This window comes from Actinoplanes regularis (assembly GCF_900188005.1).
In the GTDB taxonomy this organism is placed as follows: domain Bacteria; phylum Actinomycetota; class Actinomycetes; order Mycobacteriales; family Micromonosporaceae; genus Actinoplanes; species Actinoplanes regularis.
In genome coordinates, this window is sequence record NZ_FZNR01000001.1 from 1,053,929 (window position 1) to 1,078,310 (window position 24,382).

General features: G+C 70.5%; 21 protein-coding genes. 12 read left to right on the forward strand and 9 right to left on the reverse strand.

What is annotated here, in order from left to right; all coding sequences use genetic code 11:
* Positions 1-99 precede the first annotated feature (99 nt).
* Complete coding sequence (gene wecB, locus CHC09_RS04580) at positions 100-1,188, forward strand: non-hydrolyzing UDP-N-acetylglucosamine 2-epimerase (protein ID WP_089291855.1); 1,089 nt, start codon at positions 100-102, stop codon at positions 1,186-1,188.
* Between the two features lie 61 nt (positions 1,189-1,249).
* Here wecB and CHC09_RS04585 read toward each other — a convergent pair whose 3' ends face one another.
* Together CHC09_RS04585 and CHC09_RS04590 are read right to left on the reverse strand one after the other, a co-directional pair.
* On the reverse strand, positions 1,250-1,834 hold the full coding sequence (locus CHC09_RS04585) for a hypothetical protein (protein WP_089291636.1): 585 nt from the start codon (positions 1,832-1,834) through the stop codon (positions 1,250-1,252).
* Positions 1,827-3,206 (reverse strand): glycosyltransferase, encoded by a 1,380-nt coding sequence (locus CHC09_RS04590; protein ID WP_089291637.1) that lies wholly within the window; start codon positions 3,204-3,206, stop codon positions 1,827-1,829. Before CHC09_RS04590 ends, CHC09_RS04585 begins: the two co-directional genes overlap by 8 nt.
* A 922-nt stretch (positions 3,207-4,128) precedes the next feature.
* Here CHC09_RS04590 and CHC09_RS04595 point away from each other — a divergent pair.
* The 5 genes from CHC09_RS04595 to CHC09_RS04615 all read left to right on the forward strand — a co-directional run bounded on the left by CHC09_RS04595 (position 4,129) and on the right by CHC09_RS04615 (position 9,001).
* On the forward strand, positions 4,129-5,751 hold the full coding sequence (locus CHC09_RS04595) for a glycosyltransferase family 4 protein (protein WP_239137978.1): 1,623 nt from the start codon (positions 4,129-4,131) through the stop codon (positions 5,749-5,751).
* Positions 5,748-6,944: a glycosyltransferase gene (locus CHC09_RS04600; RefSeq protein ID WP_239137976.1), complete on the forward strand. Its 1,197-nt coding sequence runs from the start codon at positions 5,748-5,750 to the stop codon at positions 6,942-6,944. Before CHC09_RS04595 ends, CHC09_RS04600 begins: the two co-directional genes overlap by 4 nt.
* A complete protein-coding gene (locus CHC09_RS04605) occupies positions 6,941-7,456 on the forward strand; it encodes a hypothetical protein (protein WP_089291638.1) in 516 nt (171 codons plus the stop codon). The genes CHC09_RS04600 and CHC09_RS04605 overlap by 4 nt, the downstream gene beginning before the upstream one ends.
* Positions 7,457-7,558: 102 nt before the next feature.
* On the forward strand, positions 7,559-8,203 hold the full coding sequence (locus CHC09_RS04610; RefSeq protein ID WP_089291639.1) for a class I SAM-dependent methyltransferase: 645 nt from the start codon (positions 7,559-7,561) through the stop codon (positions 8,201-8,203).
* Between the two features lie 15 nt (positions 8,204-8,218).
* Positions 8,219-9,001: a hypothetical protein gene (locus CHC09_RS04615; protein ID WP_089291640.1), complete on the forward strand. Its 783-nt coding sequence runs from the start codon at positions 8,219-8,221 to the stop codon at positions 8,999-9,001.
* 69 nt (positions 9,002-9,070) lie between these two features.
* Here CHC09_RS04615 and CHC09_RS04620 read toward each other — a convergent pair whose 3' ends face one another.
* The gene (locus CHC09_RS04620; protein WP_089291641.1) at positions 9,071-10,075 is read right to left on the reverse strand and encodes a Gfo/Idh/MocA family protein; all 1,005 of its coding nucleotides are present in this window, start codon (positions 10,073-10,075) and stop codon (positions 9,071-9,073) included.
* Between the two features lie 73 nt (positions 10,076-10,148).
* Entirely contained in the window at positions 10,149-11,252 is a 1,104-nt protein-coding gene (locus CHC09_RS04625) for a DegT/DnrJ/EryC1/StrS family aminotransferase (RefSeq protein ID WP_089291642.1), read from the reverse strand.
* Positions 11,253-11,453: 201 nt separating this feature from the next.
* Here CHC09_RS04625 and CHC09_RS04630 point away from each other — a divergent pair, with 201 nt between their 5' ends.
* On the forward strand, positions 11,454-11,942 hold the full coding sequence (locus tag CHC09_RS04630; protein WP_089291643.1) for an NUDIX hydrolase: 489 nt from the start codon (positions 11,454-11,456) through the stop codon (positions 11,940-11,942).
* Between the two features lie 3 nt (positions 11,943-11,945).
* Here the strand turns inward: CHC09_RS04630 and upp are convergent, their stop codons facing one another.
* Positions 11,946-12,578, reverse strand: a complete 633-nt coding sequence (gene upp, locus CHC09_RS04635) for a uracil phosphoribosyltransferase (protein ID WP_089291644.1) — start codon at positions 12,576-12,578, stop codon at positions 11,946-11,948.
* Positions 12,579-12,638: 60 nt separating this feature from the next.
* Here upp and deoC point away from each other — a divergent pair, with 60 nt between their 5' ends.
* The 5 genes from deoC to CHC09_RS04660 all read left to right on the forward strand — a co-directional run bounded on the left by deoC (position 12,639) and on the right by CHC09_RS04660 (position 19,142).
* A complete protein-coding gene (deoC, locus tag CHC09_RS04640) occupies positions 12,639-13,568 on the forward strand; it encodes a deoxyribose-phosphate aldolase (RefSeq protein ID WP_089291645.1) in 930 nt (309 codons plus the stop codon).
* Between the two features lie 7 nt (positions 13,569-13,575).
* Positions 13,576-15,000: an aldehyde dehydrogenase family protein gene (locus CHC09_RS04645; RefSeq protein WP_089291646.1), complete on the forward strand. Its 1,425-nt coding sequence runs from the start codon at positions 13,576-13,578 to the stop codon at positions 14,998-15,000.
* A 13-nt stretch (positions 15,001-15,013) separates the two neighbouring features.
* Entirely contained in the window at positions 15,014-15,835 is an 822-nt protein-coding gene (locus tag CHC09_RS04650) for an aldehyde dehydrogenase family protein (protein ID WP_089291647.1), read from the forward strand.
* A 105-nt stretch (positions 15,836-15,940) separates the two neighbouring features.
* Positions 15,941-16,807, forward strand: coding sequence for an RPC7 family DNA-directed RNA polymerase III subunit (locus CHC09_RS04655; RefSeq protein ID WP_089291648.1), 867 nt, complete (start codon positions 15,941-15,943; stop codon positions 16,805-16,807).
* 64 nt (positions 16,808-16,871) lie between these two features.
* On the forward strand, positions 16,872-19,142 hold the full coding sequence (locus CHC09_RS04660) for a transposase (protein WP_203833012.1): 2,271 nt from the start codon (positions 16,872-16,874) through the stop codon (positions 19,140-19,142).
* Positions 19,143-19,404: 262 nt separating this feature from the next.
* Here CHC09_RS04660 and CHC09_RS04665 read toward each other — a convergent pair whose 3' ends face one another.
* The 4 genes from CHC09_RS04665 to CHC09_RS04680 form a co-directional block, all read right to left on the reverse strand.
* The gene (locus tag CHC09_RS04665) at positions 19,405-19,995 is read right to left on the reverse strand and encodes a GTP-binding protein (protein ID WP_089291649.1); all 591 of its coding nucleotides are present in this window, start codon (positions 19,993-19,995) and stop codon (positions 19,405-19,407) included.
* A gap of 1 nt (position 19,996) precedes the next feature.
* Positions 19,997-20,377, reverse strand: coding sequence for a DUF742 domain-containing protein (locus tag CHC09_RS04670; RefSeq protein WP_089291859.1), 381 nt, complete (start codon positions 20,375-20,377; stop codon positions 19,997-19,999).
* 89 nt (positions 20,378-20,466) lie between these two features.
* Complete coding sequence (locus CHC09_RS04675; RefSeq protein ID WP_014447580.1) at positions 20,467-20,871, reverse strand: roadblock/LC7 domain-containing protein; 405 nt, start codon at positions 20,869-20,871, stop codon at positions 20,467-20,469.
* The gene (locus tag CHC09_RS04680) at positions 20,868-24,341 is read right to left on the reverse strand and encodes a sensor histidine kinase (protein ID WP_089291860.1); all 3,474 of its coding nucleotides are present in this window, start codon (positions 24,339-24,341) and stop codon (positions 20,868-20,870) included. The genes CHC09_RS04675 and CHC09_RS04680 overlap by 4 nt, the downstream gene beginning before the upstream one ends.
* Positions 24,342-24,382 lie beyond the last annotated feature (41 nt).

Sequence of the window (24,382 nt, forward strand, 5' to 3'; positions counted from 1 at the left end):
GCTTTCGCCGAGCCCCTCGGCGGACAGGCAGATCGGAAATCCGCGCCATCCACTAGGGTGGCGGGCGACCTCACCGACGAACCCGTGGAGACCACCATCATGAAGGTCCTGAGCGTGGTCGGCGCTCGCCCCCAGCTGGTCAAGCTGGCGCCCATCGCCGCCGCCTTCGCCGCCACGCCGCACGAGCACGTCATCGTGCACACCGGGCAGCACTACGACCACAACCTGTCCGACGTCTTCTTCTCCGGTCTCGGCATCCCCGACCCGGACGTGCACCTGGGCGTCGGCTCCGGTAGCCACGGCGTGCAGACGGGTGCCGTGCTCAGCGCCATGGACCCGGTGCTGGAGCGGGAGAAGCCGGACTGGGTCCTGGTCTACGGCGACACCAACTCGACGCTGGCCGGCGCCGTCTCCGCGGTGAAGATGCACATCCCGGTCGCGCACCTGGAAGCGGGCCTGCGCTCGTTCAACCGGGCGATGCCCGAGGAGCACAACCGGGTGCTCACCGACCACGCCGCCGACCTGCTGCTGGCGCCGACCGAGGAGGCCGTGCGGCACCTGCGCGGCGAGGGCCTGGGCGAGCGCACCGAGCTGGTCGGCGACGTCATGGTCGACGTCTGCTACAAGGTCCGCGACGACGTGCTGGCCGGTCTGGGTCAGGCGCCGGAACTGCCCGAGGGCATCGACCCGACGCAGCCGTACCTGGTGGCCACCCTGCACCGGGCCGAGAACACCGACGACCCGGAGCGGCTCGCCGCCCTGGTCGGCGCGCTGGCCGAGCTGCCCGTGCCGGTGGCCCTGCTGGCCCACCCGCGGCTGCTGGCCCGCGCCCAGTCGCAGGGCCTCAAGCTGGCGCAGGGTGCGCTGCACCCGGGTCAGCCGCTGCCGTACTCGGCGATGGTCGCCGCGGTGCTCGGCTCGGCCGGCGTCGTGACCGACTCCGGTGGCCTGCAGAAGGAGGCTTACCTGCTCGGCAAGCCGTGCACCACGCTGCGCACCGAGACCGAGTGGGTGGAGACCCTGGCCGACGGCTGGAACCACCTCGTGCCGAACCCGGCCGAGCTGGACTCCGCCGCGTGGCGTGAGCTGGCCACCCGCCCGGCGCCGGCGTTCGAGCGGGGCGAGCCCTACGGTGACGGCCGCGCCGCGCACCGGGTCGTCGAGGTCCTGGCGGCGAACGTCCGCTGAGCAGCTGAGGAGAAAAACGAGGGGGCGGCCGGTGGCCGCCCCCTCGTTCGTCTTCACCAGGTCACTTCACCCAGGGCTTGCGATCCAGTGCGGTGGTCGCCTGGATGTTCGGGTACCGCTTGGCGAGCCGCCAGGCGAGCGGCACGACCGCCGAGTCGGCGGCGACGATCCGGTCCGCGCCGGCGACGTCGATGCCCCGCAGCGCCTTCCTGGCCCGAGACATCAGCAGCAGCGGCCGCGCCCGCTGGAACACCGGCCAGAAGAGCCCGTGGTGGACGCCCTGCGACACGGCCGCCTGGCCCTGCCGCACCTTCAGAGCGGTCTTGTCCAGCACCTGCATGCGCTCGCCGTTGCGGGTCACCTCCCGGGTCTTGGTGAAGACCTTGGTCGGCACGTCGAAGAGCACTCGACGCTCGACCCAGCGCAGGGGGTAGCCGTACATCTCGCTGTCTTCGAACACGTGGTGGACCTTGACCAGCTCTTCGTCGAGCTCGATGTCCTCCACCGTCCGGCGCTCGGTGACCAGCAGGTCGACCCGGACGCCGGCACCGGTCAGGTCCGAGATGTAGGACTGCACCCGGTCGGGGAGCTTGTAGGTCAGCGTCAGCAGAACGACGCGGGGCCGGGTCGCGGTCGGCTCAGCCATGGTTCACCTCCCGGACGGGGAGCGGCCGGCGCACCGTGGCCCGGATCGCCGCTTCCAACGGGTCGAGAAGGGCGTCCCGCTGGAAGCGGTCCGCGTATGCCCGGGCCTCGGCCTGCTGCTGCGGCGTGAGCGCGCGAGCCGCCCGGCCCGCCTCGACCATCGCCTTGGCGACCAGGCCCGGCTCCAGGCTGTCCGCCGTGAACCAGAGGGGATAACCCTCCAGCACCTCACGGGCGGCGATCTCCGGGGCGTGCACCGAGACGATCGGCTTGCCGGTCGCCATGTACTCGAAGATCTTGCCGGAGGTCACGTACTTACCGCCGGCGGCCAGGAAGACCAGGACGTCGTTGTGCTCGTAGACCCCGGCGACCTCGGTCTTGGAGACCGGGCCGCGCAGGCGCAGGCCATGGTCCAGCTCCGGGTCGGGCTCGCCGTTCAGATCCAGGCCCAGCAGCGGCAGGAAGCCGGCATGGCTGGTCTGGAAGAAGCCCAGGTGGCCATGGATGTTGAGCTCGGCGTCGAGCAGCTCCGGGTACTCCCGGGCCTGACGGAACGCCTCGGCCATCTCGGCGACCGGCTGCTTCGCGGTGACCGTGCCGAGGTAGCCGAAGCGCAGCGGGCGGTCCTCCTTCGACGCGCCGGTGGTCGGCCCGACGTCCAGCAGGTCCGGGTCCCAGCCGTTCGGGACGACCATCATCCGCTCGGCCGCCTTCGGGTACCGGTCAGCGTGCCAGGCCCGCAGCGCGTCGTTCACGAACACGGTGTGGCTCGAGTCGCCGATGATCCGCTGCTCCCAGGCCCAGGCCGGGTGCTTGGGCGGGAACGCCGGCTCGTCGCTGAACAGGTCCAGCGTCCAGGAGTCCCGGTAGTCCGCGACGTACGGAACGCCGGTCGCCTTGTGGATCTCCCACGCCGACGCGAACGCGGCGAACGGGTTACCGGTGGACAGCACCGCGTCGAACGGCTCCCGGTTGTGCGCCTCGACCGCCGTTGCCACGCAGTTGCGCGCCCAGGACACGTACTGCTCGGGGAAGTAGCGCTCCTCGCGCCACTTGTGCAGCCGCACCGCGGTCCTCGGCAGGGTGCCCTGCAGCCAGCTCATGCTGCGCAGGTCGCTTTCCCAGCGGGTCAGGTCCAGCTCGGGGCGTTCCACGTGGATCCGCGGGTCGACGGTCTCGGAGAGCTTCTCGTCGACCGAGCCGATCACCTCATAGAGGAAGCGCAACGGTGCTGCCAAGACCGTCACGTCCCAGCCGGCTGCGGCGAAGTGGTTGGCGGTTGCGCGAGCCCGGTATACGCCACTAGCCCGCGACGGCGGGAAGTAGAAGGCGATATAGAGCAGCCGCGGTGCCTTCGGTCTGCTGAAGGTCATACCCTTCCTTTACGATCCGTAGGCTGGGGGGAATCAGCCTGCGTGAGCAACTGGTCGATGCGGGATACGACCCGCTCCGAGCCGATCGGCTCCCGGGCGACCGGGAACAAGGCCGGGTCAGTCACCACAAAAGCATCGTAGGGCTCTCGCCCTCGAACGGCTGTAGTCGAGGCTTCCTTCGGTCGGTTCGGCCAAGCCTTCCGGTACGCGGGGAGGAGCGCCGTGCGGCGCAGCCGGTCGGCGGCCCGTTTCTCGTACACGTCGGCCCACCGTTTCAGGGCCCGCCCGACCACCTTCGCAGCCCCGGCCGGGACCCTGTGGAGCAGGGCCTTCTCGGCCGGTAGGGGCCGGCGCGGCGGCGGCACACCCCGAGCGGACGGGCTTGTGACCCTCACCACAGCGTGGTCGCCATGTCCAACGACCCGGCGGCCTCCTCGGATACGGCACGCCGACGGCCGGCTCCAGGAGCCGGGAACAGTACGTGCATGGCGAGTCCTTATCCGGCGTGTCCGGAGTGCATCGAGTCGAACCAGCGGCCTGGTACCCACGCGCGACCGCGGCGTAACCGTAGCGGTCGTCGACTACGGCGCCGGTGTGCGCCCCGGCCATGCCGGCCCGCAGCCGTCGGGGCCCGGCGACGAGCGCGTCCGGCGCGTCCTCGATCCCGACCGGCTCACCGGTACCTGTACCTTTTCCACGCTCCGCGCGAAGGCGTCGCAACGGCAGATCATCGCTGGTGAATCGGGGTAGGACGACCTCTGCGCCGCGCGGTATCAGGCCGCCGGAACGATCCGGCTGGCGCGGGTCTTCGCCCGGCCCCAGCCCGACCCTCGCGCGCACGCCCTGCGCCGCCGTCGCGGCGGCCAAGCGGGGTAGCATTCCCGCGAGCCGCGCCAGACCGTGTTCCCCAGGAGGATCCCCTATGCCCGCCGATCAGCCCCCGATCAAGCGTGGCCGCGTTGTCATGCTCGTCGACAATGACGTGCGGGGCGATTCCCGGGTGCAGAAGGAAGCGCGCTCGATGGCCGCGGCCGGGTGGGAGGTGTTCCTGCTCGGGGAGCGCCGTGACTCGCCGCTCGAGACCTGGAAGATCGGCGACGCCGAGGTGCGCCTCGTGCCGGTGGACGACAAGCTCTCCGTGCAGCCGAGCGCGTGGCGCCGCAGCTGGCGCCGGCCGCTCTCCTACCCGCCGGGCAAGGAGCTGGCCTACCGGATCGAGCTGATCAAGGCCCGGCAGGCCGACCTCACCACCCGTTTCGCGCTGCTGAACAGCAAGCGCCGGGCCGGCGGTTCGGCGGCCGCGCACGCCCTGGGCAAGGCTGCACTCCTCCCGGTCCGGGTCACCGACAAGTTCCTGAGCCTGTGGACGCGCCTGCGGGCCCGCGAGACGATGAAGCTGCGTGCCGCCCGCCGGGACAGCAGCGCGCTGTTCAACCGGATCCCGCCGTGGTTCTGGAAGAAGACCATGGGCAACCGGGCCTGGCGCCGTTTCGACCCGTCGCTGTGGCAGTGGGAGCTGGCGTTCCGCAGCGTCATCGACAAGCTCGAGCCCGACATCATCCACGCGAACGACTTCCGGATGCTCGGGGTCGGGGCACGCGCCAAGCTCCGCGCCCAGGCCAAGGGCCGCAAGACCAAGCTGGTCTGGGACGCGCACGAGTACGCCCCCGGGCTGGTGCCCAAGTTCCACCGCCTCTGGCTGCCCGCGATCACCGCACACGAGGCCGAGTTCGCGCCGTACGCGGACGCCGTGGTGACCGTCTCGCCGTCCCTCGCCGACCTGCTCAAGCAGGAGCACAAGCTGGCCACCAGGCCCAACGTGGTGATGAACGCGCCGGTGCAGGCGCCCGCCGCGGACGAGAGCGCGGCGGCGGTGCCCGACCTGCGGGCCGACTGCGGCATCGGGGCGGACGTGCCACTGCTGACCTACGTCGGCGGTATCACCCCGGTGCGGGGCGTCGACATCATCATCGACGCGCTGCCGCACCTGCCGGAGGTGCACCTGGCGATGGTCTCGGTGCACCCGAACGGTAAGAACCCGGCGGTCGAGCAGGTCATGGAACGGGCCGCGTCGCTGGGTGTGGCCGACCGCGTGCACGCGCTGCCGTACGTCCCGCACTGGCAGGTCTCCGACTACCTGCGCGCCGGGGACGCGGCGGTCAGCCCCCTGCACCACCTGCCCAACCACGAGATCGCGCTGAGCAACAAGTTCTTCGAGTACTCCCACGCCCGGCTGCCGCTGATCACCAGCGATATCCGGACGATGGCCGAGATGGTGCGCTCCACCGGCCAGGGTGAGGTCTTCAAGGCGGAGGACCTCGACGACTTCGTCCGCGTGGTTCGCCTGGTGCTGGCCGACCCGGACAAGTACCGCGCCGCGTACGACAAGGACAACCTGCTGCAGAGCTGGACCTGGGAGGCACAGGCCGCCGTGCTGGACGGTGTCTACGCCGGACTGCTGCCGGCCGCCGCCCCGGTCGCCACGCCGGTCGAGCCGGCCGCCGCCGCGGCCCCCGCCGAATCGCTGCCGCAGGCCGCCCGATGAGTGTGCCGCCGGGCAACCGGCACGTCACCGTCGTCACGCCCTGGTACCCGACCCAGATGTGGCCGTTCCGTGGGGCCTTCGTGCAGACCATGGTCGAGGCGACCGCGCCCGGCTGTGACTCGATGACGGTCATCCACGGCGACCGGTGGTCGGCTCGGGTTTCCGACGCCGAGGACGCGGCCATCACCGAGGCGCACCTGGCGCTGCTGCCCCGTTCGAAGCAGACCTCGCCGACGGCCGGCGGCGCCACACTCAACTATCTACCGGTGCCGATGCCCGTCGGAGGCGACTTCGCCTACGTCGCGAAACGGCACGCGGCCACGCTGAACGCCGCGTTCGGCGGTGCGCCCATCGACGCGGCCGTGGTCCATGTGCACGAGGCGCTGCCGAGCGGCTGGGCGGTGCTCGACAATCTGCGCCCGGAGACCCGGCTCTTCATCACCGAGCACGCCAGCTTCCTGGAGCAGTTGCTCGACGAGCCCGAGGCCCGGGAGATGTACGACAAGGTGCTGGATCGCTGTGAGCACCTGTTCGTGGTCGGCGACGGCACCCGGGACGTGCTGCTGAAGGCGCTCCCCCGGCACGCCGCCAAGGTCAGTCTGGTCGCCAACCCGATCAACTTCGGCCTGCCACGGCCGGAGCCGGTCACCGAACTGCGTCGCTGGTTCTACGCCGGCAGCCTGATCCCCCGCAAGGGCGTCACCTGGCTGCTGGAGGCGTTCGCGAAGTGCCACGCCGAGCACCCGGAGCTGACCCTCACCATCGTCGGCGACGGTGAGCTGGAGGGTGAGCTGCGCGCGCGGGTCGAGGAGCTCGGCCTGCAGAGCGCGGTCACCTTCCTCGGCTCGGTCGCCCCCGAGGTCGCGCTGCAGCTGATGCGGGAGCACGACCTGCTGGTGCACGCCAGCCGGTGGGAGAGCTTCGGCGTGACCGTGGTCGAGGCCGTGGCCGCCGGGATGCCGGTGCTGATCACCCGCTGCGGCGGCCCGGAGGAGACGCTCGCCGGGATCGAGGAGGCCGCCGGCGAACTGGTCGCCGTCGAGGAGGGCGACACCTCCCTGGTCGAGGGCTATCAGCGCCTGCGTGACCGCTTCCCCCACGGGCTCGACCTGGACAAGGCCCAGCGGACCCTCGACGAACGCTACGGATATCCCGCCGTGGCCAAGATGCATCACCGGGTGTGGTTCGAGTGAATGTTCTGTTCCTGGCCCTGGGCGCGGCCCGCAGGCGAGCGGTGGTGGAGGAATCCGCCAAGGTGGTCGCGGACGGCGGTACGGCCACCGTCGTGGTCGCGATGGCCAAGCAGTGGAAGAACGACCCGTTCGCCCCGGGTGTGACCGTGCTCGACTCCTCGCTCCTGCACCGGGACGAGCTGCTCTGGCGGCTCGAGCGCCTGGTGGTCTACCGGGGCCCCGAATTCGTGCTGCGGCGGGCGTTCGGCCGCCGGGGGAACTCGGCGGTGGGCGCGTACCGGAGGAAGGTCGCCGACCGGTTCCACCGGCGCGCGTTCCTGCCGGTCCACAAGCGACTGCGCAAGGATGTGAGCAGCCGGTTGATCGCCCAGCACATCACGCGCGCGGCACGACCGTACGAGTGGATCATCGTTTCCGACCAGAGGTCCATGCCGGAGGCGGTGGCGGTGCTGAACGAGCTCGGCCCGAAGTCCCGCATCGGAGTGGCCTGGAGCGCGGACCACGTCTCCTGAACTCGGCCCCGGGACCCCTCCGGCTCCTAGTCGCCGCCCGTAGGCCGAAGCAAGTCAGCCCCTGATCACTTCACCGCCCCAGCTGCGAAAGTGGATCACGATATGACGCTACGGCTCTCCGACGCGGAGACCTCCAAGTTCTGGAACGACCGCCATCAGCGACTGACCGACCTGCGGTCGGGTGGCGACGTCTCCTACGACGAGGCCACCAACTCCATGTTCTATCTCCGACGACTGAGCATGCTGATGGACCGGATCGGCCTGCAGAACAACCGGGTCGCGCCGCTCTACCTGCTCGATGCCGGCTGCGGCAAGGGTTACTTCAGCCGGGAGCTCGCCAAGCTCGGCCACGAGGTCGACGGCATCGACCGCAGCGAGGCGGCGCTCGCCCAGTGCCGGGAGCTGGGGGGTGGTCCGCGGTACTACCAGAGCGGGCTGTCCGAGTGGCGGACGTCGTGGCTCTACGACGTCGTCCTCACCGTCGACGTGCTCTTCCACATCATGGACGACGCGGAGTGGGAGCGATCGGTCCGCAACCTGGCCTCGCTGGTCCGGCTCGGCGGCAAGCTGATCATCGGCGACTGGGGCCAGGACGGCGACCACCTCTTCGGCAACTACCAGATCTGCCGGGGCCGAAACACGTATGTCCCGTTGCTGGAAGCCTGCGGTATGCGTTTCGAGAGCTGGGAGTCGTATCGCTTCCGGCGGAGCCCGATCGGGTTCTACACCTTCACTCGCATCGGCTGAGGATCGGCGGAGACCATGCTCGTACGGGAACTGCTACCACTCTTCGAGAACGTGACGACGATCGTCGAGGTGAGCGAGAGCGGCGAGGCGCTGCGGGAGCAGTTGCAGCTGCGCGCTCCGAGCGATGCCGAGTACCGGGGCTACGCGGCCGGCACGACGATGGAGGCCGGCACCCTGGTCGTCGCCTTGCTGGGGCCCGATCCGGCCTCCCACGTCGACGTGGCGACGATCGCGCCGGCGCTGCGGGAGTTGCCCGTGGGCGGCCGGGCACTGCTGCTGCTGGGCTGGCCGGTGCCGGACCTGCCGTACCACCAGATGCTCGACGAACTGGTCGCCGCGGGCTGCCAGGTGCTGCAGGTGGTGCCGATCGACAATTCGGGGAACCGAGCGCACTGTGCCGTTCTGGCCGCCCGGGTCGACCGGGTCGCTCCGCTGCGCGGCTACCTGTCGGATGAGCCGGTCGTGGTCGACGGTGCCACGCCGGATCTCCGCGCGCTGCTCCGGCTGATCGGCGAGAAAGCGTTCACCGACCTGCTCGGCCGGCCCCTGCGACAGAAGCTGGCCGAGGCCGGCGACCGGGTGGCTGAGCAGGACCAGCGCATCCGTCAGCTCGAGAAGGAGCTCGCCGCCCGGGATGCCACCATCGCCGGAGTGGAACGCCGCCTGGCGGCGGCACGTAGCGACAACGCCAAGCTAAGAGCCTCCGCGACCTACCGGGTCGGCCGGGTCATGGTCGCGGTGCCGGGCAGGATCGTCCGCGGCTGGCGCAAGCGTGGTACGGCCGACAGCCCCGGCTGATCTCGCCGCGGCGGAAACAGAAAATCGCCCAAGGCGGGTGCAGAGCACCGCCTTGGGCGATTTCGTTGCTCAGGAAACGTAGTCCGAGATGTTCACGGTGCTGCCGTCACGCGCGGAGCGCAGCACGGCGGCGGCCACCTCGACCGTACGCATACCCTGCTGGAGGGTGACGATGTCGCTCTGCTTCCCCTCCACGGCGTCGCGGAAGCGCTCGTGCTCGACGAGCAGCGGCTCGCGCTTCGGAATCGCGTACCGCACCATGTCGCCCTCGGCGACACCGCGGAACGCGCGCAGCGCCTCCCACTCGGTGCCGATCGCGCCGTTGGCGTAGAAGGTCAGGTCGGCGGTGAGCGTGTCGGCGACGAAGCTGCCCCGCTCGCCGGTGATCACGGTGGACCGCTCCTTGAACGGGCTCAGCCAGTTCACCAGGTGGTTGGCCATCAGGCCACCGGCCAGGCCGGCCACCGCGGAGACCATGTCCTCGTGCGGGCGACCGCTGCGGGACGCGGTGAACGCCGCGACCTGCTCGTACTGCCGGCCGGTGACCCAGGCGGTCAGGTCGATGTCGTGGGTGGCGAGGTCCATGACCACGCCGACGTCGGCGATCCGGCCCGGGAACGGGCCCTGGCGGCGGGTGACGATCTGGTAGATCTCGCCCAGCTCGCCCGCCTCCAGGCGGGACCGCAGGCTCTGCAGCGCCGGGTTGTACCGCTCGATGTGCCCGACCGCGCCGACCAGGCCACGGCTGGCGAACGCGTCGACCAGGCGGCGGGCGGCCTCGACCGAGGGCGCCAGCGGCTTCTCGATCAGGGCGTGCACGCCGGCCTCGGCCAGGCGCAGGCCCAGCTCCTCGTGCAGGCCGGTCGGCGACGCCACGACCACGTAGTCGACGCCGAGCTTCAGCAGCGCCTCCAGGTCGGGGACGACCGGGACGCCGTGCGGGGCGACCGCGTTCGGCGACGGGTCGGCCGCACCGACCAGTTCGACGCCGTCCAGCAGGTTGAGCACGCGGGCGTGGTTGCGCCCCATCGCGCCGAGGCCGATCAGACCAGCACGCAACACCTTCTCGGTCATGCCGTCACCTCCGCTTCGCTCCGGCGCCGCCATGCCTTGACAACTGAGCTGATTGATTCGCTCGCAAGCTCGCTCATGCCCCGGCCACCTCGTTGACGGCCTCGACGATGCGCTCGAGGTCCTCGTCGGTCAGGCTCGGCATGATCGGCAGCGAGAGCACCTCGTCGGCCGCCTTGTCGGTCTCCGGCAGCTTCCACGGGCCGACGCTGCCGTCCTCGGTCAGGAACGGCCGCAGACGGTGGATCGGGGTCGGGTAGTAGACACCGCTGCCGACGCCGCGCTCGGTGAGCCCGGCCTGGAACGCGTCCCGGTCCCCGGTCACCCGGATCGTGTACTGGTGGTAGACGTGCTTGGCGCCCTCGGCGACGACCGGGACGGTCACGCCCTTGAGGTTGGCGTCCAGGTAGGCGGCGTTGGAGCGGCGCTTCTCGGTCCAGCCGTCGAGCTTGCCCAGCTGTACCCGGCCGATCGCGGCGGCCACGTCGGTGAGCCGCATGTTCGCGCCGACGATCTCGTTCTGGTACCGCTGTTCCATGCCCTGGTTGCGCAGCAGGCGCAGCTTCCGCGCGAACTCGGCGTCACCAGTGGTGATCATGCCGCCCTCGAGCGAGTGCATGTTCTTCGTCGGGTAGAAGCTGAAGCAGCCGGCCAGACCGAAGCTGCCGACCGGCTTCCCGTTCAGGGCCGCGGCGTGCGCCTGGGCGGCGTCCTCCACCACGGCGAGGCTGTGCGCCTCGGCGAGCGCCATGATGCGGTCCATCGCGGCGGGCTGGCCGTACAGGTGGACCGGCATGATCGCGACGGTGCGCGGGGTGATCGCGGCGGCGGTCGCGTCCGGGTCCAGGTTGAAGGTGCCCGGCTCGATGTCGGCGAAGACCGGGACACCGCCGGCCAGGCGAACCGCGTTGGCGGTCGCGGCGAACGAGAAGGACGGGACGATGACCTCGTCACCCGGCTTCATGTCCAGCGCCAGCAGGGTGAGCTGGAGGGCCGAGGTGCCGGAGTTGACCGCGACGCAGTGCCGGCCTTCGACCAGCGCGGAGAACTCCTGCTCGAAGGCGGCAACCTCTGGACCCTGAACGACCATGCCGCTGCGGAGCACCCGGACAGCGGCGGCGATTTCTTCCTCGCCGATCACCGGGCGGGCCGGGGGGATGGTTGCACGGGAGCCCGTCATGGGCGTTCCTCCTGCACAGAGAGTGATTGCTCGGTGACTGGTCGGCCGCCCGCGACGTCCGGCCGGTTCTCCGCGACTGGGGCGGTGATCAGCAGGCCTTAGCCGACGTTCGGCGCAGGCCACAGTACAGCATGTCGCCATTGCCACCGGATTACTCTCGTCTCCACTTGATCACAGCTCTCGGAATCGGGGAGACGGCGCATGCACGCGATCCTGGCCACGCTGGGTTATGTGTTCTCACCAGATGGATCGCGAATATTGATGATTCGGCGAGACACCCGACCGGACGACATCCATTTCGGTTATTACAACGGGCTCGGCGGAAAACTCGAACCGAACGAGGACGTCGTGGCCGGGATGCGGCGGGAGGTCGCCGAGGAGGCCGGGCTGGAGTGCCGGCGACTGGAGCTGGCGGGGACGATCTCCTGGCCCGGATTCGGCCGGAACGGCGAGAACTGGTTCGGCTTCCTGTTCCGGATCCCGGAGTGGTCGGGCACCCCGCTGGTGGCGAACGACGAGGGCTCGCTGCACTGGGTGGAAAAGTCTGACCTGCTGGCCGGCCGGCTGCCCATGTGGGAGTCCGACCGGCACTTCCTGCCCCTGGTCTTCGCCGACGATCCCCGGCCCTTCCACGGCGTCATGCCGTTCGCGGCGGGTAAGGCCCAGTCCTGGTCCTACACGACGACCTGAGACTCAGAACCTGCGCATGCCGCCGAACTGGCGGTCACCGGCGTCGCCCAGGCCCGGGACGATGTAGGCCTTCTCGTTGAGACCCTCGTCGATCGAGGCGGTGATCAGGCGCAGCGGCAGACCGGAGCCCCGCAGGCGCTCGACGCCCTCGGGAGCGGCCAGCACGCAGCAGATGATGATGTCGGTGCAGCCCCGGTCGGCGAGCAGCCGGCAGCAGTGCAGCAGCGAGCCACCGGTGGCCAGCATCGGGTCGAGGACCAGCACCGGCTGCCCGGAGAGGTCGACCGGGAGCGACTCCATGTACGCCCGGGGCTCGTGGGTCTCCTCGTCCCGGGCCAGGCCGACGAAGCCCATCGACGACTCGGGCAGCAGCGCCAGCGCGGCGTCGGCCATGCCCAGGCCGGCGCGCAGCACCGGCACGATCAGCGGCGGGTTGGCCAGCCGGGTGCCCTCGGTGGGCGCGACCGGGGTCTCGATCGGGAACTTCTCGATCGCGAAGAGGCGGGCGGCCTCGTAGACCACCATCGTGGTGAGCTCGTGCAGGGAGGCGCGGAAGACTCCGGACTCGGTCTCGGTCCGACGTATCGCGGTGAGCCGGGTCTGGGCCAGCGGGTGATCTACTACTAGGACGTCCACGGCGCTCAACCTACCGTTCACCCAAGATCAATTGCTGTCAGGTCGCATAGAATCGTTCTCATGACTGCGACAGCACCCATCGGGCTGTCCGATCTCCGCACCCACCTGTACGGCCTCCCCGGGGTCGACAAGGTGGGCGTCGAAGCAAGGGCTGCCGCGCTCGCCACCCGATCGGTGAAGACGAGCGCCAAGACCAAGGCCATCGACCTGGCCATCAGGATGGTCGACCTGACCACGCTGGAAGGCGCCGACACACCCGGCAAGGTGCGCGCGTTGTGCGCCAAGGGGATGCGGCCCGACCCGGCCGACCCGAGCTGCCCCTCGGTCGGCGCGATCTGCGTATACCCGGCCATGGTGCCGGTCGCCGCAGCCGCGCTGGCCGGCTCCGGCGTCCACCTGGCCAGTGTCGCCACCGCGTTCCCCTCCGGCCAGGCGCCGCTCGAGGTGAAACTCGCCGACACCAGGGCAGCGGTCGCGGCCGGTGCCGACGAGATCGACATGGTGATCAGCCGGGGCGCGTTCCTCGCCGGGGACTACCGCAAGGTGTTCGACGAGATCGTGGCCGTCAAGGAGGCCTGCGGGGCCGCGCACCTCAAGGTGATCCTGGAGACGGGCGAGCTGGCGACGTACGACAACATCCGGCGCGCCTCCTGGCTGGCCATGCTGGCCGGCGCCGACTTCATCAAGACCTCCACCGGCAAGGTCGCGGTGAACGCGACGCTGCCGATCACCCTGGTCATGCTGGAGGCGGTGCGCGACTTCCGGGATGTGCACGGGCGGCAGGTGGGCGTCAAGCCGGCCGGTGGCATCAAGAACACCAAGGACGCGATCAAGTACCTCGTCCTCATCAACGAGACGGTCGGCGACGACTGGCTCGACCCGGCCTGGTTCCGGTTCGGCGCCTCCTCGCTCCTCAACGACCTGCTCATGCAGCGCACCAAGCTCACCACCGGGCACTACTCCGGTCCTGACTACTTCACCCTGGACTGAGGGACCCATGTTCGAATACGCCCCAGCACCGGAATCCAGGTCGGTCGTCGACATCGCCGACTCGTACGGGCTGTTCATCGACGGCGACTTCGCGTCGCCCAAGGACGGCAGCGTCTTCAAGACCGTCAACCCCGCGACCGAGGAGGTCCTCGCCGAGGTCGCCTCGGCCGGCACGGAGGACGTGGACCGCGCGGTCGCCGCCGCCCGGCGCGCCTTCACCGGCTGGTCCGCGCTGCCCGGCGCGGAACGCGCGAAGTACCTGTTCCGGATCGCCCGGATCATCCAGGAGCGCTCCCGCGAGCTGGCCGTGCTGGAGTCGCTGGACAACGGCAAGCCGATCAAGGAATCGCGGGACGTCGACCTGCCGCTGGTCGCCGCGCACTTCTTCTACTACGCGGGCTGGGCGGACAAGCTGGCGTACGCCGGGTTCGGGCCGGACCCGCGGCCGATCGGCGTGGCCGGCCAGGTCATCCCGTGGAACTTCCCGCTGCTGATGCTGGCCTGGAAGATCGCGCCCGCGCTGGCCACCGGCAACACCGTGGTGCTCAAGCCGGCCGAGACCACCCCGCTCTCCGCGCTCTTCTTCGCCGACGTCTGCCGGCAGGCCGAGCTGCCGCCGGGCGTGGTCAACATCGTCACCGGCGCCGGTGACACCGGGGCTTACCTGGTCGCCCACCCGGGCGTGGACAAGGTGGCGTTCACCGGCTCCACCGAGGTGGGCCGGGAGATCGCGCGCACCGTGGCCGGCACCGGGAAGCGGCTGACACTGGAGCTGGGCGGCAAGGCGGCGAACATCGTCTTCGACGACGCGCCGATCGATCAGGCGGTCGAGGGCATCGTCAACGGGATCTTCTTCAACCAGGGGCACGTCTGCTGTGCCGGATCACGCCTGCTGGTGCAGGAGTCGATCGCCGAGGAGCTGCTCACCTCGCTCAAGCGGCGGATGACCACGCTGCGGGTCGGCGACCCGCTGGACAAGAACACCGACATCGGCGCGATCAACTCCGCCGCGCAGCTGGCGCGTATCACCGAGTTGTCGGAGATCGGCGGAGCGGAGGGCGCTGAGCGCTGGTCGCCCGCCTGCCAACTGCCCGAGCGCGGGTTCTGGTTCGCGCCGACGATCTTCACCGGGGTGACCCAGGCACACCGGATCGCCCGCGAGGAGATCTTCGGGCCGGTCCTGTCGGTGCTGACCTTCCGGACCCCGGCCGAGGCGGTGGAGAAGGCGAACAACACGCCGTACGGCCTGTCCGCCGGTGTCTGGACGGAGAAGGGCTCGCGGATCCTGGCCATCGCCGACAAGCTGCGCGCCGGTGTGGTCTGGGCCAACACGTTCAACAAATTCGACCCGGCGTCGCCGTTCGGCGGTTACAAGGAGTCCGGCTATGGCCGCGAGGGTGGCCGGCACGGCCTGGAGGCGTACCTTGCCTAAGTCAACGAAGGCCATGGAACCGGCGCCCGTCCGGCTCTCCGTGCGCAAGACCTACAAGCTCTATATCGGCGGCAAGTTCCCGCGCAGCGAGTCAGGACGGACGTTCGTGGTGGACGGCGACAACGTGGCCCTCGCCTCGCGCAAGGACGCCCGCGACGCGGTGGTCGCGGCCCGGGCAGCCCAGCCGGGCTGGGCCGGCGCCACGGCGTACAACCGTGGTCAGGTGCTCTACCGGGTGGCCGAGATGCTGGAGGCGCGCCGGGACGAGTTCGCCGCGCTCGGCGTGCCCGCCGACGAGGTGGACGCCGCGATCGACCGCTTGGTCTGGTACGCCGGCTGGTCCGACAAGATCGCCCAGGTGACCGGCGGCGCCAACCCGGTGGCCGGGCCGTTCTTCAACATCTCCGCGCCGGAGCCGACCGGCGTGGTCGCGGTGGTCGCCCCGGCCGGCCTGCTCGGTCTGGTGAGCGTGATCGCCCCCGCGGTGGTCACCGGCAACACCACGGTGGTGCTGGCCGCCGGCCCGCAGGTGGCGGTCACCCTCGCCGAGGTCTTCGCCACCTCCGACGTGCCGGGCGGAGTGGTCAACATCCTCACCGGGAAGTACGCGGAGACCGCACCCTGGCTCGCCTCGCACGCCGACGTGAACGCCCTGGACCTGACGGGCGTGGAGCAGCGGGAGCTGGCGGGCGAGCTCGAGCGGGCCGCGGCCGGGACGCTGAAACGGGTAATCCGCCCGTCCGCGGGCGGAACGGACTTCACCGCCGACCCGGGCCTGCGCCCGATGACCACGCTGCTCGAGACGAAGACGGTGTGGCACCCGAAGGGGTATTAGGAGGATGGAAGGGGACGGGGCCGCTGTCACACAGCGTTGCGGACTAGGGTATGTGCCGGTAGTCACCCGTCCCGTCCATCCCCAGATCAAACCCGGAGGTCAACCGTGACCAGCCAGTCCGACGAGCCCGAGGCGTCCGCGCCGGTGGCCGAGAAGTCCTCAGCGGAGGGACTCAACGGGCGTGAGCTCTGGGAGCAGGTCCGCGTCGAGCCGGTCGAGATCGCACTCCCCGGTGGTGTGGGCCTGACGCTCCGGGCGTACCGGAAGTTCTCCGAGCTGACCCCGACCGAGATCGAGGCCGAGGAGGAGGACCCCTTCGACGCGCACAAGCGCGCCGCTCTCGACGAGGACGGTGAGGAGGGTGTCATCGTCGACGAGGAGTACGAGGCGCTCCTCGCCGAGGGTGACGATGAGGACGAGACGGCCAAGGACGAAAAGGCCGACTCCGACGACGAGCCGGAGGAGGCCAAGGCCCAGCCGGACGACGAGGACGTACCCATGTTCCTCAGTCACAAGGGCCGGTTGCTCGCCTTCAAGAACGCCGAGGTGCTGGTCGCCTTCATTCGTTCGGGTGCTCCGCACGATCTCGCACAATTGGACACCTGGGGCGACCTCACGGAACGGGTACAGTCGAGCGACATCGACCCGTTGCCGGAGGAGCGCTACGAACTCGACCTCGTGGTGGAGAACCTGCGCGGCGGGCATGACACGTGGGATCTGCCGCTACTCATCGCCGCCGGCGAAGTGGCCCGGGACCTGGGGTACGCCCTCCGGCTCAAGCCGGTGATCCTGGCACTGTCGCCCGGTTCCCCGCTTGATGACCTCGACGACTCCCTCCGTGCCGCGGAAAACGGTGGTGTGGGCGGTTTCTTCGGCCGTCGCCGGCTGAAGAAAATCGGAGCACAACAGGCAAGTCTCGGCTGGCGCTCGGTGATCGGCAAGATCTCTGCTGCTGTGGACTGGCGTGACTGACCGATTACCAGGGAACATCAGTCCTTGGCCACAGAGAAGCAGTCCCGGGGAGGAGGACGACGCCGTGGCGCTCGTGCGCGTGTACTGCGGTCTGGCGTCGGCTGATGATGTGGTGCGTTCGGCTTCGGCCGCACCACTGACCATCGCCGTGGTGGACGACGCGGGCCGGCTGCTCGGCGTCCACGAGATCAGCGACGACCCGGCCGGTTACGCCCTGCTGGGAACGCTGCTCGTGGAACGCACGACGGGGTTCAGCGACGCGGCCGTGGCCGCCGACAGTGACGACCACGTCGTCACCTCGCTGCTCACCGCCGCCGGCCGGCCACTGGTCGTGGTCGACGACGACGACGCGGACGACTACGCCGAACGCTTCTCGGACGACGACTCCCCCGAGGAGATGGCCGCCCCGGCCGCCGCCCGGCGAGCGGTCGGGCTGGCCCGGGCGCTCCAGGCCGGCGCGATCGCCGCGGTGACCCTCCCCGCACCTCGCGAACTGGTCAGCTACAAGCCGGTCCTGGCCGCGCACGTGGCCATGCTGGTGGGGCGGAGCGCGGCCGCGGCCGCGCTCCGCGAGGTGCTGCGCGAGCTCTACCCCGCCGCTCTCCGGGCCTACCCGGACCCGGCACACCCGGTGGCCATGGCCGTCCTCGAGGCGGTTCCCGAGCCCGGCCGGCTGACCGGCAAGGGCGGGGACGCCGCGCAGGAGATCGCCGTCGACCTCGCCCGGGCCGGTCTCGCCTCCGAGGACCAGGCGTACTCCGCGGTCACCGCGTTGCAGGTGGCGATCAGCGAGTCGCCGCGCCGCGGTGGCATCAACAAATCTCTGGCGCCGGCCGCCGCCGAGGCGGTCCGCCACGCCGTCGCCGCGGTCCGCACCTGCGACGCCGCGTGCGCCGCCCTGGTCGGCACGCTCGCCGCCCGGACCTCCGCCCCCACAGCCGAACCGAACCTCGGCCGTCGCGCCGCCCGTCGGGCCGCTGAGCCGGCCGCGACACCGCCGGCGGCGAGTTCCGAGCTCGGCTCCCGGTTCAGCCGCCGCAGCCGCCCCGAGCCCTCGGTGGCCGGTCTCGGCAGCGGCCCGGCCCGGCCCCAGCCGATGAACGCTCCCCCCGTCGCCCCGGACCCGATCACGCCGCCACCGGTGGCGCCGGCCGCGGCCAACGGGCTTCCCAGCCGGGTCAGTTCGCCGGGGAACCGGCCGGTGTCGGTTCCGCCGCTTCCGCCGGGCATGACGCCGATCACGCCGGGCACCCGTCCGGTGCCGGGCAGCCGCACGCCGGCCGCGCCGTCGTCGCCCGCCCCGCGGAACCCGATCTCTCCGGCCGCTCGCAACCCGGTCTCCCCCGCCGCTCGCAACCCGGTCTCGCTGGGTGGCATGCCGAGCAGCCCGGCCGACGCGGGCGAGCCGTTCCGGCCCACACTCACCAACGCCGAGCTCAACCGGGCCCGCGCCGAGCGGCAGCGCACGGTCATCCCGGCCCGGCCGACCACGCGGGCCACGCCGTCGAGCGCCACGCCCAGTGGCCCGGCCGACTTCGCCCTGCCGATGCCGGGTCAGCGGAACACACCGGAGACGCCGGAGCCGGGCTCACGGGCCAACTGGCCCCTGCTGAACACCGGTGAGGACGACGCGCTCCCGACCCGGAAGGCGACTGCCGCCCCGGTCAGCTCGCCCGCCTCCGACGGCCGGGTCAAGCCGCCGTGGCAGGACATGCCGAAGGAGCCGCCGGCGCTGCACCTGGTGGACAAGCAGCTCAACAGTTCGCGCGCCAAGGCGCCCGGGATCGACCAGCTCGGCGATCCGCCGTCGCTGCGCCTGATCGACGGTGGGGTCCGGGTTCCCTCCATGGACACCAGCCTGCCGCAGCGGGTGACCGCGCTGGACCGGAGCACCACGCCGCCGGTCCCGTCCGACGGGAGCGACGGCGACCTGCTGATCTTCGCGGCCGCCCGGTCCGCCTGGTTCACCGGAACCGGCGACTCGGACAACAGCGTCGAATGGTCCAACCCGAACGACAGCGCCTGGCGTGCCGCGCAGAAGGCGGCCACCCCGGCCGTCGCCAAGGAGACGTCGGCCGGCCTGCCGAAGCGGGTGCCTCAGGCGAACCTGGTGCCCGGTTCCACGCGTGAGGAGCGGCCGCTGCGGATCGTCCGAGACGCCGCCTCCATCGCGGCGCACACCACCGGGTACTTCCGGGGCTGGCGGCGCGGGCAGGAGATCGGCGGCTTTGCGATGGGCGGCCGTCCGGGCCGCGAGGCGGCCGGTGGGTGGGACTTCACCCGCGACCGGGAAGGCGCCGACGAGTACCGCAACGGTGCCGGCGGAGGCCGCTGACCCCGGGGTCACCCAGCTGAGAGTTGGCTACGAGGACGGCCGCGACCCATCGGGTCGCGGCCGTCCTCGCATTCCTGGTACCCGCGGCGTTCGGATCGGCGATCCCCGGCTCGGCCGCCCTGGGCACCCTCTCGCCGGATCGCGTCCAAGGACTCGCAGCGGCACAAGATTACTGAGTGTTACCAAACGGCTGCGCGGAACACCTGTCCGGAAGCGCGCGAAAGCCCCGCTCCGACTCGCGGAGCGGGGCTTTCACCGTTCGTCAGGCGGGCGCTACCGCGCGCGTGCGACGCATCGTCAACACATACTCGACAAGCGAGATGAGGACGTTCTTCGTCGACTCACGGTTGCGGGCGTCGCAGCTCACCACCGGCACGTCGCTCGAGATCGCCAGCGCGTCCCGAACGTCCTGCGGGTTGTGGTACTGCATGCCGTCGAAGCAGTTTATCGCCACCAGGTACGGCAGGCGACGGTGCTCAAAGAAGTCGATGGCGGCGAAGCAGTCGGCGAGCCGACGCGTATCCACCATCACCACCGCACCGATCGCGCCCCGCACCAGCTCGTCCCACATGAACCAGAACCGGGTCTGGCCAGGCGTTCCGAACAGGTACAGAATCAGGTCGCGATCGATGCTGATGCGGCCGAAGTCCATGGCCACGGTGGTCGTCTGCTTACCCGGCACCTGCCGGTTGTCGTCGACACCCACACCGGCCGAAGTCATGATCGCCTCGGTGGTCAATGGGGTGATCTCCGAGACCGACCCCACCAGCGTCGTCTTACCAACGCCGAAGCCACCGGCGATGACAATCTTCGCCGATGTCACGCGCCCGCCCGCGGCGGGACGTTGCGACATGTCAGAGCCTGCGAAGTCCACTCAGCACCCTTTCCAGCAGTTCCGTGCCTACCGCGTCGGTCTCATCCTCAAGCGAGGTGGGCTCGTAGACCGCGACCAGGCCGTCAGTGGCCATATCGGCGACGATCACACGTGCCACACCGAGCGGCAGTTGCATGCGTGCGGCGATCTCAGCCAGCGACTGAACTCGGCCGCCGTCACACATCGCCGCGATGTACTGATGCTCGCTTCCACCCTGGCTGCCGCGGACTATTCCAGAACGGCCGCGCACGGTTGTCTCGACCAGCGCTTCCAGCGCTATCTCAAGCTTCGGCCGGGTTCGACCACGGGTCACGGCATACGGCCTGACCAGCGCGCCGGTCGGCTCATCGCGTTCAGGCATCGTCACCGTCAACCCCTCCCTCGGCCTCTAGAAGTGTATTGGTTCTCAAGTTCCAGGACAGTAGCCGGATAGGCCGGCTCACCGCGCCTTCAGCCCAGCACCCCGGCCGCGGACCGCGGCGCGGGAGTCAGCGCCTCGCCGACGCGGTCGACCAGGAGAGCCATTTCGTAGCCGACCTGACCGACGTCGCAGCTACGAGCTGCGAGCACCGCGAACGAGGAGCCATCGGAAATGGACATCAGGAACAGGAATCCGTTGTCCATCTCCACGACCGTCTGCAAAACGGCGCCACCCTCGAAGCACCGGGCCGCGCCCTGGGTAAGGCTGACCAAGCCGGACGCGATGGCGGCCAGCTGGTCCGCACGATCCCGGGGGAGGTCCCGCGAGGCCGCCAGGAGCAGGCCGTCGGCGGAGACCGCGATCGCGTGCGCGACCCCGGGAACGCGGTCAGCAAAGTTGGCCAGCAGCCAACCGAGATCCTGCGTAGATGTCATGCCTCATGCTCCTTGCCAGCCTGCGAGGGCTGCTGCCCTCCCGGAGTCTCCTCCAGGTTGGTCGATTGTTCCTTGGTGCGACCGCGTGCGACACCCCGGTGGTACGCGGACAACAGACCGCGAACCCCTTCGGGCGTACGACGCTGGACGGAGTTACCGCCCCGGTCGACACCGCCGGGGACGAGTTGCGCCATCGGCGTGCGCTTCGGCAGGCCCGCCGTGGTGGTCGTGTCGATCGTGACTTCGGAGGCCTTACGAGCCGCCTGCCATCCGTCGTCGGCCGCAGTCTGCCACGGGCTCGTGGGCGCCGCGGCGCCGCCGTAGGAGCCGGCACCGGCGGCCGACGCGGGTGCGCCGACCGTCGCCGTGTCGAGCTCCCGGGCCTCCGGAGAGGCCGCCTGCTGCGGCACCCCGGTGTTGCGGGCCGGCTCGCCGGTCGAGATCCGCTGCGAGACCACCGCGTTGTCACCGGTACCGGAGACGACCGGCTTGCTCGGGGTCGCCTGGGTTGTGGTGAACCAGGCGGACTCGAGCTCCCGGAAGATCGGCAGCTCCATGGTCTCGTCGGCGAACGGCACCGCACCCTCGCGGGCGGCCGGCGAGGCCTGCGCCGCTGCGATCTGCGCCGCCGCGGTCGCCTGGTCGGCGGCCGGGCTGCTGACCGGAGCCACCGACGCGTCCCACGCGGGCGGGGCCGACGCGGGCAACGCCGCCATGGGCGGGTTGACCGGACGGGCCACCTCGGGGTGCGGCTCGGCGTTCTCCGGGCGGTAACGCGGGATCTCGGCGGTCATGTCGAGCGCCGCGGCCAGGTTCTCCGGGACGTGCGGGGTCTCCCGCTCACCGGCGACCGGCGGCCAGGCCGGCGGCGCCGACGCGAACGAGTTCGCCGAAGTCGGACCGGTCGGTGCGGGCGAGACCGGCGGAGCCGAGCTGACCGGCGGGGCCGACGGAACCGGCGGGGCGGACACCGGCGGCATGTACGGGGAACGGCCCTGGCTCTCCGGGTTGGCCGGGAGCTGGCGCGGAATGGACGCGCCGAAGCCGTTCACGTCCCCGTCCGGACGCTGGAAGTCGTTGCCACCGCGACGCTGCGCGAGCTCGTCCAGCCCCGCGAACCCCTGCGGGCCGGCGCTGATCGGGCCGGACGGCAGCGGCGGGAGCGGCTCGTTGCTGCGCGGGCCGAAACCGCCGGACGAGCCGTTGAGGCCGCCGCCGGAGCCGTTGAAACCGCCGAAACCGTTCGAGCCGTTGGCCGAGCCGTTGTAGCCGTTCATCCCACCGCCGAAGCCGTTGGACGGCGCACCGGTCAGGTCGGACCAGGCCGGGACGGAACCGTTGGTGCCGTTGGCACCCGGGTATCCACCACGACCGCTCTCCAGGGCGAGCGGCTCACCGTACGGCGGCATCGCGGCCGGCGGCGCGTCGTAACCACCCGGCATACGGGCGGGCGACGCGCTGGCCAGGACGGAGACGGGCAGACCAACCTCAGCGAGGGTCCCCCGCTCCCGGTCGGCCGGGCGGAGTTCGACGCGGACGCTGTGCCGGTTCGCCAGCCGGGCGACCACGACGAGGCCCATCATCCGGGAGACGGCCACGTCCACTGTGGGCGGGTTGGCCAGCCGCTCGTTCAGGTCGCGCAGCTGCTCCCGGCTGATACCGATGCCGTGGTCCTCGACGGTGAGCACCGCGTGCTCACCGTTCCTGCGGGCCTCCACCAGAACGTTGGAGTTCGGCGGGGAGAAGGCGGTCGCGTTGTCGAACAGCTCGGCGACCAGGTGGACCATGTCGTTGACGGCGTGCGCCGACACCTCGATGTCCCGGTCGATGACGCCGAACTCGATCCGGGTGTAGTGCTCGACCTCGGACTGCGCGGCGCGCAGCACGTCGATCAGAGCCGCCGGCTCGCGCTGCACACGGGTGGAGTCCGCGCCCGCGAGAACCAGGAGGTTCTCGTCGTTACGCCGCATTCGGGTGGCCAGGTGGTCGAGCTGGAAGAGCTCGGCCAGCCGGTCCGGGTCCTCCTCGCCGCGCTCCAGCCGGTCCAGGTGACCGATGAGCCGGTCGACCAGGATCTGCGAACGGCGGGCGAGGTTGACGAACATGGTCGCAACCGAGGCACGCAGGGCGGCCTGCTCGGCCGCGGTCCGCACCGCTTCCAGGTGGACCGCGTTGAACGCCTCGGTCACCTGCCCGAACTCGTCCCGGCTACGCACCGGGAGGGGCTCGGCGATCTGGTCGGCGACCTGAGCCGGGGTGAGCGACGCGGAGAGCGCCGGGTCACGCAGCCGGCTGACCGCGTGCGGCAGGCCGAACTGGGCGACCGCGAGGGCACCCTGACGCAGTTCCCGCAGCGAGCGGGCCATCGACCGGGCGACGAGCCAGGCGAACAGGATCGCCAGCAGCAGCATGCCGAGCAGGAGGCTGGTCTCCACGAAGACCGTACGGTTCGTGGTGTTCCGCTTCTCGGTGGCCTCGGCGACGATGCTCTTGTCGAGCTGCGCCTCGACCTGCTGGAAGGTGCCGTCCCAGTCGGCGAACGCCTTGTCCCAGGAATCAGTCTCGAGGTGGTTTCGGCTGATGTCCGTGTCGAAGTTCGTCTGCAGCGGGGTGACCAGGTTGTCGGCCGCGCGGAACTGCGCGTTGTCCTTGGTCATCTTGGTGAAGAGGTCGAACTCACCGTTGGTGGCGACCGCTTTGAGGTTGTCCCGGGAGAGCTTGAAGCCGGTCTCCGCGGTCAGCAGCGCCTGCCGCTGGGTGGCCTTGAACTGCTTGAGACCGATGACCTCGTGACCGAGGTAGCGCTTCTCGGAGATGAACTCCTTGGCGCGGGCAACCTCGGCGACCGCCCGGAGGTGGTCGCTCAGGTCCGTGTCGCCGGCCTGCTGGGCCGCCGCGTCACGAACCGCGATCAGGTCCTTGACCAGGGTGTTGTACGTGGTCTCGACGTTGTCGAGGTCCTCGATGCCCTTGGTGACCTTGGTCCGGTAGGTGGTGAGGTCAGCCAGGTTGTTGTCCAGCCGGGAGAGCAGCTGCTCGACACGGGTCGGCTGCACATCCACCGCGGCACGCTGCTGGGCGTAACGCCCGATGGCCGCCTCGACCTTCGGGAGAACGCCGTTGTACTTCGTCACGGCGGCGTTCTTCGCCTGGGTGTCCACCTGAAGTGGATCACGGAATTTCTTGTCCGTCGCGACCGCGATCATCATCGCGTACGCCCGCTCGTCCTGGATCTGGTCCGCAAGGCCACCAGCGGCCTCGGCCAGCGTCGACAGGGCTCGCGCGTTATCCGCGTTGTCGGCTTGATCGATGTGCTCGACCAGACCGTTCACGCCGACGATGATCGTCGCGACGGTCGGCACGAGCATGATCAGACCAAGCTTGGACCAGATGGGTAGGTCTCGCAGCCGGCCCGCGGGCCGCCGCAGACGCGACATGACGCCGTCCGCCTCACTTGGGCGCTTGCTCACGTCACCGTCCTCCTGATTCGGGCCCGGCATTCGGCTCGCCG

Bases quoted from the DNA above. Each gene is read 5' to 3' on its own strand.
- wecB (WP_089291855.1), top strand. From the start codon at position 100: ATGAAGGTCCTGAGCGTGGTCGGCGCTCGCCCCCAGCTGGTCAAGCTG.
- CHC09_RS04585 (WP_089291636.1), bottom strand. From the start codon at position 1,834: ATGGCTGAGCCGACCGCGACCCGGCCCCGCGTCGTTCTGCTGACGCTG.
- CHC09_RS04590 (WP_089291637.1), bottom strand. From the start codon at position 3,206: ATGACCTTCAGCAGACCGAAGGCACCGCGGCTGCTCTATATCGCCTTC.
- CHC09_RS04595 (WP_239137978.1), top strand. From the start codon at position 4,129: ATGCCCGCCGATCAGCCCCCGATCAAGCGTGGCCGCGTTGTCATGCTC.
- CHC09_RS04600 (WP_239137976.1), top strand. From the start codon at position 5,748: ATGAGTGTGCCGCCGGGCAACCGGCACGTCACCGTCGTCACGCCCTGG.
- CHC09_RS04610 (WP_089291639.1), top strand. From the start codon at position 7,559: ATGACGCTACGGCTCTCCGACGCGGAGACCTCCAAGTTCTGGAACGAC.
- CHC09_RS04615 (WP_089291640.1), top strand. From the start codon at position 8,219: ATGCTCGTACGGGAACTGCTACCACTCTTCGAGAACGTGACGACGATC.
- CHC09_RS04620 (WP_089291641.1), bottom strand. From the start codon at position 10,075: ATGACCGAGAAGGTGTTGCGTGCTGGTCTGATCGGCCTCGGCGCGATG.
- CHC09_RS04625 (WP_089291642.1), bottom strand. From the start codon at position 11,252: ATGACGGGCTCCCGTGCAACCATCCCCCCGGCCCGCCCGGTGATCGGC.
- CHC09_RS04630 (WP_089291643.1), top strand. From the start codon at position 11,454: ATGCACGCGATCCTGGCCACGCTGGGTTATGTGTTCTCACCAGATGGA.
- deoC (WP_089291645.1), top strand. From the start codon at position 12,639: ATGACTGCGACAGCACCCATCGGGCTGTCCGATCTCCGCACCCACCTG.
- CHC09_RS04645 (WP_089291646.1), top strand. From the start codon at position 13,576: ATGTTCGAATACGCCCCAGCACCGGAATCCAGGTCGGTCGTCGACATC.
- CHC09_RS04650 (WP_089291647.1), top strand. From the start codon at position 15,014: ATGGAACCGGCGCCCGTCCGGCTCTCCGTGCGCAAGACCTACAAGCTC.
- CHC09_RS04665 (WP_089291649.1), bottom strand. From the start codon at position 19,995: ATGTCGCAACGTCCCGCCGCGGGCGGGCGCGTGACATCGGCGAAGATT.
- CHC09_RS04670 (WP_089291859.1), bottom strand. From the start codon at position 20,377: ATGCCTGAACGCGATGAGCCGACCGGCGCGCTGGTCAGGCCGTATGCC.
- CHC09_RS04675 (WP_014447580.1), bottom strand. From the start codon at position 20,871: ATGACATCTACGCAGGATCTCGGTTGGCTGCTGGCCAACTTTGCTGAC.